The following is a 12,695-nucleotide window of genomic DNA, read 5'->3' on the forward strand; positions in this document are numbered from 1 at the left end:
GGGGGGACAAATATGCTTGAAGTGATCTTTGAAGATGACCACGATACCGCCGCTTTTTTACATCTCATTCAGCAATCGGACGACCGGAGACATTTTATTGTCCGTGAAGGCATAAAAAAAGTCGGAATCGCAAGGTCTGAATCGGCTTTTTGCGTTCAGCGCTTTATTGAGCCGATCCTGGTCAGATTTTTTTTAGAATGTAAAGAAGACGAGCATATGCTTTCGCTTATTGAAGACGAATACTGCTTCACCGATCAGGATGAACAGCAGCAAATCCTTCAGCTTGCACACAGCATTATGGAAGGGGAGCTTGATGATCATCCGTTTGAGCCGAAGAAAGAGCCGCGCACACAGTTTATTTCAGAAGCGCTCCGGACGATTTCACTTGATGCGGGTGTTTTTTCCGTGCGTTCGTTTCAGACGTTCCGGCTCGGCAGGTATTATGAGCGGCTCAGGGAATATACCGAGGCTGCGATAGATGAATACCGGATGGAACAGGAATATCAAAACTTTATCCAGTCTTTGAGAGATTACGTGACATCCAATCCGCCGCGGATGAAGAAAGTCCATATCGTACATGACCGGGCTTTTACACTGTGGGAGCTGCGCTACGTGTCAGAACGGGAACAGAAAAAATACATAGACAGACGGTTTGTGCGGGAGCACCCGATGTATATAGATTCCCACCTGCTTGCGCCGCTGATCTCCATCGCGCCTGAGACGGTAGAACTGTATACGGACAAACCGGAGCATATGATGTCCAGAACGATTCAAAACGTGTTTCAGGAGCGGGTGCGTCTTTTTCCGTTAGGCGCGTTTGCGGCGGAAAAGACGGAAGGATAGCTGCACAGACGGCCTTGCGGCAGCAGCGGGGCTGTCTGTGCGAAATCAGACGGAAAACCGAGTTGCATTTTTCTCACAGACATTTTATAATACATAACAGATTAATGATTGCTACACGTATTGATAAGGACATGAAGCATTGATACCGGCTTTATAAGAGAGGAGAGCCCAGGCTGAAAGCTTTCCAGCTATGGATCATTGTCTTTACCGCCTTTGAACTTCAGCTGTGAACGCCGGAATAAGCGCCAGTAATAGCTGACGGGAACTCCCGTTACAGAGTTTAGAGCCGCAGGTGCCGAAAAAAACAGGCCGCGCGGAAAAAAGGGTGGAACCACGATTCCGTTTATTTAACCTCGTCCCTTTCATAGGGGGCGGGGTTTTTGATTTGCATAAAAAAAGGAGTGACGAAGATGTCAGATATGATCAACATCACATTTCCGGACGGAGCGGTAAAGGAATTTCCGAAAGGAACAACAACAGAAGATATCGCGGCATCCATCAGTCCGGGATTAAAGAAAAAGTCTTTAGCCGGAAAACTGAACGGACAGGAAATTGATTTAAGAACGCCGATTCAAGAGGACGGTGCCGTAGAAATTATTACAGAAGGCACAGAAGAAGGCCTGAATATCATGCGTCACAGCACGGCGCATTTATTGGCTCAGGCGATTAAACGCATTTATAAAGATGTGAAATTCGGAGTCGGCCCCGTCATTGAAAACGGGTTCTATTATGACGTTGAAATGGAGCAGGCGCTGACGCCGGATGATCTTCCGAAGATTGAAAAAGAAATGAAACGCATCGTCGGTGAAAATCTGCCGATCATCCGAAAAGAAGTGAGCCGTGAGGAAGCAAAAGCCATGTTTGCGGAAATCGGCGATAATCTGAAGCTTGAACTGCTGGATGCCATCCCAGAAGGAGAAACGGTCTCCATTTATGAGCAGGGTGAATTTTTTGACCTCTGCCGCGGCGTGCACGTGCCGTCTACAGGAAAAATTAAAGAATTTAAGCTGCTCAGCCTTGCAGGCGCATACTGGCGCGGAGACAGCAAAAACCAAATGCTTCAGCGCATTTACGGCACGGCTTTCTTTAAAAAGGATGACCTGAAAGAGCATTTGCGCATGCTTGAAGAAGCGAAAGAACGCGACCACAGAAAACTGGGCAAAGAACTAAAATTGTTCGCCAACTCTCAAAAAGTCGGACAAGGCCTGCCGCTCTGGCTGCCGAAAGGCGCGACCATCCGCCGCGTGATTGAGCGCTACATTGTGGATAAAGAGCTGAGCCTCGGCTATGAACACGTGTATACGCCTGTTCTCGGAAGCAAAGACCTGTACGAAACATCAGGCCACTGGGAACATTATCAGGACGGCATGTTCCCGCCGATGGAAATGGACAATGAAACGCTTGTGCTCCGTCCGATGAACTGTCCTCACCATATGATGATTTACAAACAGGACATTCACAGCTACCGGGAGCTACCGATCCGCATCGCCGAGCTCGGAACGATGCACCGCTATGAAATGTCAGGAGCGCTTTCAGGTCTTCAGCGCGTACGCGGCATGACGTTAAATGACGCACACATTTTCGTCCGCCCGGATCAGATTAAAGAAGAATTCATCCGCACGGTCCGCTTGATTCAAGACGTATACGAAGACTTCGGCCTGAGTGATTACACATTCCGCCTGTCTTACCGCGATCCTGAAGATACGGAAAAATATTTTGATGATGATGAGATGTGGAATAAAGCGCAATCCATGCTGAAGGCGGCAATGGATGAAATCGGCCATGATTACTATGAAGCGGAAGGCGAAGCGGCGTTTTACGGCCCTAAGCTTGACGTGCAGGTGAAAACGGCGATCGGCAAAGAAGAGACATTGTCAACCGTGCAGCTTGACTTCCTTCTTCCGGAACGCTTTGATCTCACTTACGTCGGAGAAGACGGCAAACAGCACCGTCCAGTCGTTATTCACCGAGGCGTCGTGTCAACGATGGAACGCTTTGTTGCTTTCTTAATCGAAGAGCACAAAGGCGCCCTTCCGACATGGCTTGCGCCTGTGCAATTCCAAGTCATTCCTGTATCACCGTCTGTGCATCTTGACTACGCGAAAAAAGTGCAGGAGCGCCTGCAGCGCGAAGGCCTGCGTGTCGAGCTTGACAGCCGGGATGAGAAAATCGGCTATAAAATCCGTGAAGCGCAAATGCAAAAAATCCCGTACATGCTTGTGGTCGGTGACCAAGAAGCTGAAAACGGCGCGGTAAACGTCCGGAAATACGGCGAGCAGAAATCCGAAACCGTTTCATTGGACGATTTTGTGAAAAAGGCTGTAGCCGAAGCGAAAAAATAAACAGACACACAAAAACCCCATTCTAAATGAATGGGGTTTTTTTTATCTTTGTTTCTGCTTGTCTATAATCGCAAACAGTTCGTGAAGATTGCTGATCACATAATCAGGCGTAATGTCTGTTTCATTTTTCTTATTCGTCCGGTTTACCCACACCGTCGTGATGCCTGCCCGTTTCGCTCCCAAAATATCAGTGTTGAGATTATCTCCGACCATTATGGCATCTTCTTTTTTCAGCTTCAGGAGGCTGAGGCAATGTTCAAATATAGAGGCGTCGGGTTTCCCTTTTCCGAAAGCGCCTGAGATGACGATTTCATTAAAATAAGGCGCAAGCTCAGGAACGCCGGCAAGTTTTTCTTTTTGCAGGCTGGGATCGCCGTTTGTCAGCAGAAGCAGTTCATAAACACCTTTCAGCTTATCAAGCACCGCAAATGTTTCATCATACACATACGGGCGCTGTCTGCGTTCCGCCGCGAAAAACTCCGCCAAATATTCGCCGTAAGCCGCATCGTCTATGCCGACACTTTTTAAGCCGTTCGTCCAGGCGTTTCGTCTGTATTCCGGCGCAATCTGATTCAGCTGTTTAAATCCTTCGCTGACCGGCTCGGAGAAATTCGCCCACAACCCTTCAAACGGATTAATGCCGATCATGACCGTATAAGGATAGGTTTCGTATGACATATACAATTCCCGTGCCGCTTTCCGAACCGCTTCTTCAAAAGTGTGCGGGTCAAGGCCATATTTTTTTTCCGCTTGTAAACATGTTTCCCTGAATGTTGTTCTGACGCTTTTTTCATCCCATAACAGTGTATCGTCCAAATCAAAAAATACGGCTTTCATGATCTTCTCCTCTTTGTTATATTCTGAAACTCTCTGCCGCAAGGCTCCCGTTTATTCTACAATAGATACATAGACTGCGAAAGATTTGTTTTCAGATGATTTGAAAAAAACAGGCAGATTTGTGTCATATTCTGTCTCAAGCGTTAAAACGTGATAAAATAAAATTTGAAAGAACAGGTGAAAAAGCATGCTGCATTTGATCATTATGATGCTGGAAAGAGTCGGAATAATCGTCATATTGGGCTTTGTTCTGGCTCATACCAGATTGTTCAGACAGGCGCTCCAGCAGCCTGAGAGCTATAAAGGCAAAGCGGTGCTGATTTCAATTTTCTCGCTGTTCAGTATTATCAGCAACTATACGGGAATAGAAATTCAGCAGAATACAATTATGAATAATGACTGGGTGTTTCAAATTAATCCGTCCGGTTCAATTGCCAACACGCGGATTATGGGTGTTGAAATCGGCGGACTCTTGGGCGGCCCGTATGTAGGGATCGGTGTCGGCATACTGTCCGGCCTGCATCGTTTATCACTAGGCGGCGCGACCGCAGTCAGCTGTGCCGTCTCATCCGTTTTAGCGGGGATTTTATCCGGCTGGATCGGGCGGTATTTCAGAAAGCGCTATGCGATGCCGACACCGCGAGTGGCCGCGCTGGTCGGACTCGGGATGGAATCATTGCAAATGCTGCTCATTCTTTTAATGGCCAAGCCGTTTTCTGACGCTTGGACCCTAGTGAGCATCATCGGCATCCCGATGATATTGGTGAACGGGTCAGGGACTTTTATTTTTCTTTCGATCATTCAATCGATGATCCGGAAGGAAGAACGGGCAAGAGCTCTTGAAACCCACAGGGTGCTGATGATTGCCGACCAGACGCTTCCGTTTTTCCGTCAGGGGCTGAATGAAAGCTCATGCAAAAGCGTCGCTGCCATCATCCACAGGCAAACAGGAACGGACGCGGTATCGCTTACGGATAATGAAAAGATTTTAGCGCACGTCGGAGCGGGTGCCGACCATCATATTCCGTCTGAAAGCCTGATCACCGGATTGTCAAAACGCGTCATTAAAACGGGGCATATTATGAAAGCGACATCAAAGGAAGAAATTGAATGCACGCACGATCCCTGTCCGCTGCATGCGGCGATCGTATTGCCGCTGACGTCAAACGGCAAAACAATCGGGACGCTGAAAATGTACTTTAAAAGCCCGTCCGGTTTAAGCCGGGTTGAAGAAGAGCTCGCAGAGGGTCTCGCCATGCTGTTTTCCACCCAGCTTGAACTCGGCGAGGCGGAACTGCAGAGCAAATTGCTGAAAGATGCAGAAATAAAGGCGCTTCAGGCACAGGTCAATCCGCATTTTCTGTTTAATGCAATCAATACGATTTCTGCTCTTTGCCGTACGGATGTGGAAAAAACCCGAAAGCTTCTGCTGCAGCTCAGCGTCTATTTCCGTTCCAACCTGCAGGGGGCAAGGCAGCTGCTCATCCCGCTTTCTAAAGAACTGAACCATCTGCAGGCATATTTGTCATTGGAGCAGGCCCGTTTTCCCGGGAAATATAAAATCAGTCTTGAAATTGAAAACGGTTTGGAGGACATCGAAATTCCTCCTTTTGTGCTGCAGATCCTCGTCGAAAATGCGCTCCGCCATGCATTTTCAAGAAAGCAGGACAGCTGTGCCGTCAATGTCAGCGTGGTATCCGCCGGCCCGTCGGTTTTAATGCGGGTGAGGGACAATGGACGGGGAATTGATCCGGAATTGCTGTCCGTGCTCGGAAACCGTCCGCTGCCGTCTAAAGAAGGAACGGGAACCGCGCTTTACAATTTAAATCAGCGGCTGATCGGGCTGTTCGGCCCTGAAGCCGCTCTGCGATTGGAAAGTGAGCCCCAAAAAGGTACGGACGTATCATTTGAGCTGCCTTTGAAACTGATGACTAAAGGAGAAGAACATGCTGAAGGTGTTAATCGTTGATGATGAAATGCTGGCAAGGGATGAATTAGCTTATTTGCTGAAACGGACGAATGAAGTAGATGACATAAACGAGGCGGAAAATATTGAATCCGCTTTTGACAGCATGATGGATCAAAAACCGGATCTGCTGTTTTTGGATGTTGATTTGTCAGGAGAAAACGGATTTGACATTGCCAAGCGGCTGAAAAACATGAAAAATCCGCCGGCTGTCGTTTTTGCGACAGCGTATGACCAATTTGCTTTAAAGGCCTTTGAAGTCGATGCGCTCGATTATTTAACAAAGCCTTTTGATGAAGAAAGAGTCCGCCAGACAATCAGAAAGTTTAAAAGAGTGAAGCAGGACAGGGCAGAAGCCGTCTCAGAACAGCAAACCGCAGCCGGAGCGCATAAGCTTGCGGTATCAGCCGGCGAATCCATTGTCATTTTAGATACGAAAGATATTATTTTTGCGGGCATGGAGGACGGGCACGTTTCCGTCAAAACGTTTGCCGCGTCTTATTCCGTTCATGAAACCTTAGCTGTCATTGAGAAAAAGCTGCCTGAGACGGGTTTCTTGAGAGTGCACCGCGCGTTCATCGTGAATACGGAGCATATTACGGAAATTCATCCGTGGTTTAATTCGACCTACAATCTGATCTTAAAAGACGGCTCTAAAATTCCCGTCAGCCGTACATACGCAAAGGACTTAAAAAAGCTGCTTCATATTATATGAGGCGGCTTTCTGCATTTCAGCAGCCGTTTTTTGCATTTCAGATTGAATATTCTGCCGTTTGTGATGAAAGCGCTTAATAAGTCGGTTTCTCTTTTATAATGGACCTAACTTAGAGAAAGAGGTGAAGAAAATGAGTGCGAAGAAAGTGTACGGATTTCTGACACAAGCATTTATTTTTGCCGGCATTATGCTCATATCTAATGGGATTGCAGCGATTGTCCCCATTCCTATACCCGCTTCCGTAGTAGGTTTGGTGCTATTATTTGTCCTTTTATGCCTGAAAGTGATAAAACTTGAACAAGTAGAAACGCTGGGAACATCATTAACGTCACTGATCGGATTTTTATTTGTCCCGTCGGGCATCTCCGTGATGAATTCACTTGGCGTCATGCAGCAGTACGGCGTGCAGATCGCACTCGTCATCTTACTCGCCACCATCATTCTGTTAGGGGCGACGGGCCTTTTTTCTCAGCTGATTCTGTCAGTCAGCCAAAAACGTCAGAAGGCAGCTCCGGCTGATAAACAAACGGTGCGCCGTTCCAATCAAGAAAATGAACTTGTGCAGCATTAGGAGGGAAATCGGATGAGTCCATATTTCGGTATTGTCGTTTCGCTTGCGGCCTTTGGCATCGGCACGTATTTATTTAAAAAAACGAAAGGATTTTTCCTCTTCACCCCGCTGTTTGTCGCGATGGTGCTTGGCATCCTTTTTCTGAAGCTCGGCGGTTTTTCATATGAAGATTATAAAAGCGGCGGAGACATTATTAAGTTCTTCCTGGAGCCCGCGACGATTGCTTTTGCCATTCCTTTATACAAACAGCGTGACAAGCTGAAAAAATACTGGTGGCAGATCATGTCTTCTATCATTGCCGGCTCTATCTGCTCAGTCACGATTGTCTATCTGATCGCAAAAGGCATTCATCTTGACGCGGCCGTTATGAAAAGCATGCTTCCGCAGGCGGCGACAACGGCAATTGCCCTTCCGCTGTCAAAAGGGATCGGCGGCATCACCGACATCACTGCTTTCGCCGTCATTTTCAACGCCGTCATTGTCTATGCTCTCGGGGCTTTATTCTTAAAACTGTTTAAAGTGAAACATCCGATCTCTAAAGGACTGGCTCTCGGCACATCCGGACACGCACTCGGTGTTGCGGTCGGTATTGAGATGGGAGAAGTAGAAGCGGCAATGGCAAGTATCGCGGTTGTCGTCGTAGGAGTGGTGACGGTGCTGGTCATCCCGGTATTCGTTCAGCTCATTGGTGGATAAACCCGGATCATAAATCCGGGTTTTTTTATTGTCCGGCCCATCCGCGGGCGGCAAAGAACGAAATTTCACATTTTTCCTTGCGCTTCCTCTGGTGCCGTGTTAGAATGAAAAAGTTGATCCGGATAAGTCATTCTTGACTAACGTTCCGGTATTGTGTAGAATAGTTATTGAATTGAATATAAATCACAAGCAGAGGCACCCGCTTCTCACCTGATTGACACATTCATGTAGTTGGCAGGTTGACCGTACATTTTTATTTATGCAGATGTTCGTAGTGTGGGTGTGTTGTCATGCCCGCACTTTTTGTTTGCCTGCAGAATGCAGTCAAAACGCGTTGTGAATCAATTCGAAGAAACTATGGAGGTGGCTCATTATTAGCAAAGATCAATTGGTTAATGAGGGTATCCGTGCACGTGAAGTTCGTCTGATCGGACAAAATGGCGATCAGCTCGGCATCAAGTCCCGTCAGGAAGCACTTGAAATCGCCGGCCGCGCAAATCTTGACCTTGTGTTAGTTGCAGCAAATGCAAAACCGCCTGTATGCCGCATCATGGACTACGGTAAGTTCAGATTCGAGCAGCAGAAAAAGGACAAAGAAGCACGCAAAAATCAAAAAATCATTAACTTAAAAGAAGTTAGATTAAGTCCGACAATCGATGAGCATGACTTTAACACGAAATTGCGCAATGCGATTAAATTCCTTGAAAAAGGCGATAAAGTGAAAGCTTCTATCCGCTTTAAAGGGCGCGCAATCACTCATAAAGAAATCGGCCAGCGCGTATTGGACCGTTTCTCTGAAGCATGTGCGGAAGTTGCGACAGTCGAAACAAAACCAAAAATGGACGGCCGCAGCATGTTCTTAATGCTCGCGCCGAAAAACGAAAAGCAATAAGGAGGAAATCCCATGCCAAAAATGAAAACTCACCGCGGATCTGCTAAACGTTTTAAAAAGACAGGTTCTGGGAAGTTAAAACGTTCTCATGCATATACAAGTCACTTATTCGCCAACAAATCCCAAAAGCAAAAGCGTAAGCTTCGCAAGGGTGCTATTGTAAGCGCAGGAGACTTCAAACGTATCAAACAACAGCTTGCTAACATCAAGTAATCGGACAAGGAACAATTAGGAGGGAAATATAATGCCAAGAGTAAAAGGCGGAACTGTGTCGCGTCAGCGTCGTAAAAAGGTTCTTAAATTAGCAAAAGGTTATTTCGGTTCAAAACATAGATTATACAAAGTAGCAAACCAGCAGGTCATGAAATCTGGAAACTACGCTTTCCGTGACCGTCGTCAGAAAAAACGTGACTTCCGTAAGCTTTGGATCACTCGTATCAACGCAGCTGCTCGTATGAACGGTCTTTCTTACAGCCGTTTAATGCACGGTCTTAAGCTTTCAGGCATCGAAGTAAACCGCAAAATGCTTGCTGATCTTGCTGTAAACGATCTTACTGCTTTCAATCAGCTTGCTGATGCTGCTAAAGCTCAGTTAGACAAGTAAGTTGAAAAAAGCCGCTCTCTTTCCGGGAGCGGTTTTTTACGTAAAGGGTGACAATTAATGGCTCTCTTCATTTATGCCGTATTGATAAACGGATACGGCTTTTGGATCATGGGCGCTGATAAAAGAAGAGCGAAAGCGCACAGATGGAGAATATCAGAGAAACGGATATGGCTCACAGCCGCCATGTTCGGCTCACTCGGCGTATGGCTCGGCATGCGCACCTTCAGGCATAAGACAAAGCACAAAGCTTTTTTATACGGGGTGCCGCTGCTTTTTCTCGTTGAAGCCGCCCTTGTGGTGATCTATTTGAATGATAAATAAAAAGCAGGAGGGCTCAGCGCCCGCCTGCTTTTTTTGCTTTTTTAATGGGCTGGTCCCAATCAATCTTGCAATTCGGGTACCGCTCCAATACCTTTTTCTCAACTTCTTCGAAATCATCTGCAGAAAAGCTGCTCAGCTTTTCCGGAGTCTCAGTCCATACAAATATCGTATGAATAAACAGCGGATGGTCTTTGGAAGGGATATGCTTCTCTCCTTCAAAGAGCACTCCTTTATAAGTAAGCTGGAGATTTTTTCGCGTGTTTTTCTGTTCATCAATAAAATAAAAATTTTCTTTTGATTGTGCCAGTCTGAGCCTTCTCTTCGGGTTTGCGTAGAATTTGACCGCCATGTAAATAAAATAAATAAGAAGTGCAAGCAAGACAATCCTGAATACTGTAATGGCCATCTGTGTGAAGGCACCTCCTTACCTTTGTCATGATCTGATGTAATACGAAAAACAAAACAAAAGGTTTCATTTTTTTAAAAGAAATAGATAAAAACATTTACCCGTTTTTCAGGCGAATTAATCGTATGCTTCTGCATCGGTTCTGTATAATAAGAAGGGTAGTGAAAAAAAGGAGGTTTATTGATGACAAAATTAGATGAAACGCTCACCATGCTGAAAGCGTTAACGGACGCAAAAGGGATACCGGGAAATGAGAGAGAAGTAAGACAAGTGATGAAATCATACATAGAACCATTTGCCGATGAGGTCACAACCGACCGGCTGGGAAGCTTAATTGCCAAAAAAACCGGCGAAGAAAACGGCCCGAAAATCATGATCTCAGGGCATTTAGACGAAGTCGGTTTTATGGTGACGCAAATCACTGATAAAGGCTTTCTCCGCTTCCAAACCGTCGGCGGCTGGTGGTCTCAGGTGATGCTGGCCCAGCGCGTCACCGTCGTGACAAAAAAAGGAGACATCACGGGAATCATCGGTTCGAAGCCGCCGCATATTTTACCGCCTGACGCCAGAAAAAAAGCCGCCGATATCAAAGAGATGTTCATCGATATCGGGGCGTCCAGCCGTGAAGAAGCAATGGAATGGGGCGTTCTACCGGGTGACCAGGTTGTGCCGTATTTTGAATTTACAGTGATGAACAATGAAAAACATTTATTGGCGAAAGCATGGGACAACCGTATCGGCTGTGCGATTGCCATCGATGTATTAAAAAATCTGAAAAACAGCGATCATCCGAATGAAGTATACGGAGTGGGAACGGTTCAAGAAGAAGTCGGGCTGCGCGGGGCGAAAACAGCGGCGCATACCATCCAGCCTGACATCGCGTTCGGTGTGGATGTCGGAATTGCCGGAGATACACCGGGAATTTCTGAAAAAGAAGCGCAAAGTAAAATCGGCGAAGGGCCGCAAATTATTCTGTATGACGCATCTATGGTCTCTCACAAAGGGCTGCGCGACCTTGTCGTAAACACGGCGGAAGAAGCGGGAATTCCGTATCAATTCGATTCCATTGCCGGGGGCGGGACGGATTCAGGTTCCATTCATTTAACCGCAAACGGAGTGCCGGCGCTGTCTATTACGATCGCAACGCGCTACATTCACACTCATGCCGCTATTTTGCATCGGGATGATTATGAGAATACGGTAAAATTGATCACAGAAGTAATTAAAAAATTAGACCGGGAAACGGTTGACCGTATTACATATCAATAATGATACGGAAGAATCTGCTTTTTCAAGCAGATTCTTTTTTTTGTCTGTACAAATATGATCACGATGACTACAATAAGAAAAGACATAGAAAAATCTTACAGAATATTTTTGTAAGCGCTTCAAAAAAAGGGAGGGGTTATGAAATGAAAAACAGATTCAAACGCATGATCCGCTTTTCGTGCGCAGCCGTAACAGCCGGGCTGCTGCTGTCTTCATCTCCTGCATCTGCCGCGTTATGGGGTGCGTCGAATGAATTGCTGCACGATCCGACAATGGCGAAAGAAGGAAACACGTGGTACGCATTCGGAACCGGTTTGGAAGGTGAGAGGGGACTTCGTGTCTTAAAGGCGGGCAGCGGCGGCGTATGGACCGTTCAGAAATCAATTTTTACTTCCCCGCTGTCATGGTGGGGCAATTATGTGCCGAATTACGGGCTGAATCAATGGGCCCCCGATGTTCAATATTTTAACGGAAAGTATTGGCTGTATTATGCCGTTTCTTCATTCGGCAAAAATACCTCCGCGATCGGTCTTGCATCATCAGCAAACCTCAGTTCGGGAAACTGGAAGGACGAAGGGCTCGTCATCCGTTCAACAAGCGCCGATCATTACAATGCAATTGATCCGGAGCTGACAATTGATAAAGACGGAAACCCTTGGCTTGCCTTCGGTTCTTTTTGGAGCGGCATTAAGCTGACAAAGCTTGATAAAAACACAATGAAACCGACCGGCTCCCTTTATTCCATCGCCTCAAGACCGAATAACGGCGGAGCTTTGGAAGCGCCTTCCATCACCTATCAGAACGGCTACTATTACTTAATGGTGTCGTTTGATAAATGCTGTTCAGGCGTGAATAGTACGTACAAAATTGCTTATGGAAGATCCAAAAGCATCACCGGTCCATACCTTGATAAAAGCGGGAAAAGCATGTCAGAAGGCGGAGGGACGATTCTTGATTCCGGCAATGACCGCTGGAAAGGCCCGGGCGGCCAAGACATTGTGAACGGAAATATTTTAGTGCGTCATGCGTATGATGCCGAAAACAGCGGAATCCCGAAGATGCTCATCAATGATATCGATTGGAGTTCAGGGTGGCCATCCTATTAATTGAGCAGCCGGGCATGTGTGTCCGGCTTTTTACTTGCAATAAAAGATTGACAGTTTGATTCCTCCTTAACTATAATAAAATTGTTCGTACAAATAAAAAGTTAAAAGTCTAATATTTTAATTTATA

The 12,695-nt window shown here is 46.4% G+C and carries 14 protein-coding genes and 1 other annotated feature; of the genes, 12 read left to right on the forward strand and 2 right to left on the reverse strand.

Annotated elements, in window-relative coordinates:
- Nucleotides 1-12: 12 nt before the first annotated feature.
- Both ytxC and thrS read left to right on the forward strand, forming a co-directional pair.
- Nucleotides 13-843, forward strand: coding sequence for a putative sporulation protein YtxC (gene ytxC, locus Y79_RS0116195; protein WP_016938621.1), 831 nt, complete (start codon nt 13-15; stop codon nt 841-843).
- A 410-nt stretch (nt 844-1,253) separates the two neighbouring features.
- Complete coding sequence (gene thrS, locus Y79_RS0116200; protein WP_029575353.1) at nt 1,254-3,185, forward strand: threonine--tRNA ligase; 1,932 nt, start codon at nt 1,254-1,256, stop codon at nt 3,183-3,185.
- A 42-nt stretch (nt 3,186-3,227) separates the two neighbouring features.
- Here thrS and Y79_RS0116205 read toward each other — a convergent pair whose 3' ends face one another.
- Entirely contained in the window at nt 3,228-4,022 is a 795-nt protein-coding gene (locus tag Y79_RS0116205; RefSeq protein WP_016938623.1) for an HAD family hydrolase, read from the reverse strand.
- A 187-nt stretch (nt 4,023-4,209) separates the two neighbouring features.
- On the opposite strand from Y79_RS0116205, the gene Y79_RS0116215 reads away from it, so the two are divergent.
- The 8 genes from Y79_RS0116215 (at nt 4,210) to Y79_RS0116250 (ending at nt 9,787) form a co-directional block, all read left to right on the forward strand.
- On the forward strand, nt 4,210-5,991 hold the full coding sequence (locus Y79_RS0116215) for a sensor histidine kinase (RefSeq protein ID WP_016938625.1): 1,782 nt from the start codon (nt 4,210-4,212) through the stop codon (nt 5,989-5,991).
- Nucleotides 5,969-6,703, forward strand: a complete 735-nt coding sequence (locus tag Y79_RS0116220; RefSeq protein ID WP_016938626.1) for a LytR/AlgR family response regulator transcription factor — start codon at nt 5,969-5,971, stop codon at nt 6,701-6,703. Before Y79_RS0116215 ends, Y79_RS0116220 begins: the two co-directional genes overlap by 23 nt.
- A 130-nt stretch (nt 6,704-6,833) precedes the next feature.
- Nucleotides 6,834-7,274 (forward strand): antiholin-like murein hydrolase modulator LrgA, encoded by a 441-nt coding sequence (gene lrgA, locus Y79_RS0116225; RefSeq protein ID WP_016938627.1) that lies wholly within the window; start codon nt 6,834-6,836, stop codon nt 7,272-7,274.
- Nucleotides 7,275-7,286: 12 nt separating this feature from the next.
- Nucleotides 7,287-7,970, forward strand: coding sequence for an antiholin-like protein LrgB (gene lrgB / locus Y79_RS0116230; RefSeq protein ID WP_016938628.1), 684 nt, complete (start codon nt 7,287-7,289; stop codon nt 7,968-7,970).
- 181 nt (nt 7,971-8,151) lie between these two features.
- Nucleotides 8,152-8,282: a sequence feature (ribosomal protein L20 leader region), on the forward strand.
- 58 nt (nt 8,283-8,340) lie between these two features.
- Complete coding sequence (gene infC / locus Y79_RS0116235; protein WP_071543361.1) at nt 8,341-8,862, forward strand: translation initiation factor IF-3; 522 nt, start codon at nt 8,341-8,343, stop codon at nt 8,860-8,862.
- 12 nt (nt 8,863-8,874) lie between these two features.
- A complete protein-coding gene (gene rpmI / locus Y79_RS0116240) occupies nt 8,875-9,075 on the forward strand; it encodes a 50S ribosomal protein L35 (RefSeq protein WP_003152493.1) in 201 nt (66 codons plus the stop codon).
- Nucleotides 9,076-9,106: 31 nt separating this feature from the next.
- A complete protein-coding gene (rplT, locus tag Y79_RS0116245; protein ID WP_007613019.1) occupies nt 9,107-9,466 on the forward strand; it encodes a 50S ribosomal protein L20 in 360 nt (119 codons plus the stop codon).
- Between the two features lie 57 nt (nt 9,467-9,523).
- Nucleotides 9,524-9,787, forward strand: a complete 264-nt coding sequence (locus tag Y79_RS0116250; protein WP_016938629.1) for a DUF1294 domain-containing protein — start codon at nt 9,524-9,526, stop codon at nt 9,785-9,787.
- Nucleotides 9,788-9,800: 13 nt separating this feature from the next.
- Here Y79_RS0116250 and Y79_RS0116255 read toward each other — a convergent pair whose 3' ends face one another.
- Nucleotides 9,801-10,193, reverse strand: a complete 393-nt coding sequence (locus tag Y79_RS0116255) for a hypothetical protein (protein ID WP_016938630.1) — start codon at nt 10,191-10,193, stop codon at nt 9,801-9,803.
- 183 nt (nt 10,194-10,376) lie between these two features.
- Here Y79_RS0116255 and Y79_RS0116260 point away from each other — a divergent pair, with 183 nt between their 5' ends.
- Both Y79_RS0116260 and Y79_RS0116265 read left to right on the forward strand, forming a co-directional pair.
- Nucleotides 10,377-11,462 (forward strand): M42 family metallopeptidase, encoded by a 1,086-nt coding sequence (locus Y79_RS0116260; RefSeq protein ID WP_016938631.1) that lies wholly within the window; start codon nt 10,377-10,379, stop codon nt 11,460-11,462.
- Nucleotides 11,463-11,605: 143 nt separating this feature from the next.
- Nucleotides 11,606-12,568: an arabinan endo-1,5-alpha-L-arabinosidase AbnA gene (locus Y79_RS0116265; protein ID WP_029575354.1), complete on the forward strand. Its 963-nt coding sequence runs from the start codon at nt 11,606-11,608 to the stop codon at nt 12,566-12,568.
- Nucleotides 12,569-12,695 lie beyond the last annotated feature (127 nt).

The organism is Bacillus siamensis KCTC 13613 (assembly GCF_000262045.1).
Taxonomy (GTDB): domain Bacteria; phylum Bacillota; class Bacilli; order Bacillales; family Bacillaceae; genus Bacillus; species Bacillus siamensis.

Bases quoted from the DNA above. Each gene is read 5' to 3' on its own strand.
- ytxC (WP_016938621.1), top strand. From the start codon at position 13: ATGCTTGAAGTGATCTTTGAAGATGACCACGATACCGCCGCTTTTTTA.
- thrS (WP_029575353.1), top strand. From the start codon at position 1,254: ATGTCAGATATGATCAACATCACATTTCCGGACGGAGCGGTAAAGGAA.
- Y79_RS0116205 (WP_016938623.1), bottom strand. From the start codon at position 4,022: ATGAAAGCCGTATTTTTTGATTTGGACGATACACTGTTATGGGATGAA.
- Y79_RS0116215 (WP_016938625.1), top strand. From the start codon at position 4,210: ATGCTGCATTTGATCATTATGATGCTGGAAAGAGTCGGAATAATCGTC.
- Y79_RS0116220 (WP_016938626.1), top strand. From the start codon at position 5,969: ATGCTGAAGGTGTTAATCGTTGATGATGAAATGCTGGCAAGGGATGAA.
- lrgA (WP_016938627.1), top strand. From the start codon at position 6,834: ATGAGTGCGAAGAAAGTGTACGGATTTCTGACACAAGCATTTATTTTT.
- lrgB (WP_016938628.1), top strand. From the start codon at position 7,287: ATGAGTCCATATTTCGGTATTGTCGTTTCGCTTGCGGCCTTTGGCATC.
- rpmI (WP_003152493.1), top strand. From the start codon at position 8,875: ATGCCAAAAATGAAAACTCACCGCGGATCTGCTAAACGTTTTAAAAAG.
- rplT (WP_007613019.1), top strand. From the start codon at position 9,107: ATGCCAAGAGTAAAAGGCGGAACTGTGTCGCGTCAGCGTCGTAAAAAG.
- Y79_RS0116250 (WP_016938629.1), top strand. From the start codon at position 9,524: ATGGCTCTCTTCATTTATGCCGTATTGATAAACGGATACGGCTTTTGG.
- Y79_RS0116255 (WP_016938630.1), bottom strand. From the start codon at position 10,193: ATGGCCATTACAGTATTCAGGATTGTCTTGCTTGCACTTCTTATTTAT.
- Y79_RS0116260 (WP_016938631.1), top strand. From the start codon at position 10,377: ATGACAAAATTAGATGAAACGCTCACCATGCTGAAAGCGTTAACGGAC.
- Y79_RS0116265 (WP_029575354.1), top strand. From the start codon at position 11,606: ATGAAAAACAGATTCAAACGCATGATCCGCTTTTCGTGCGCAGCCGTA.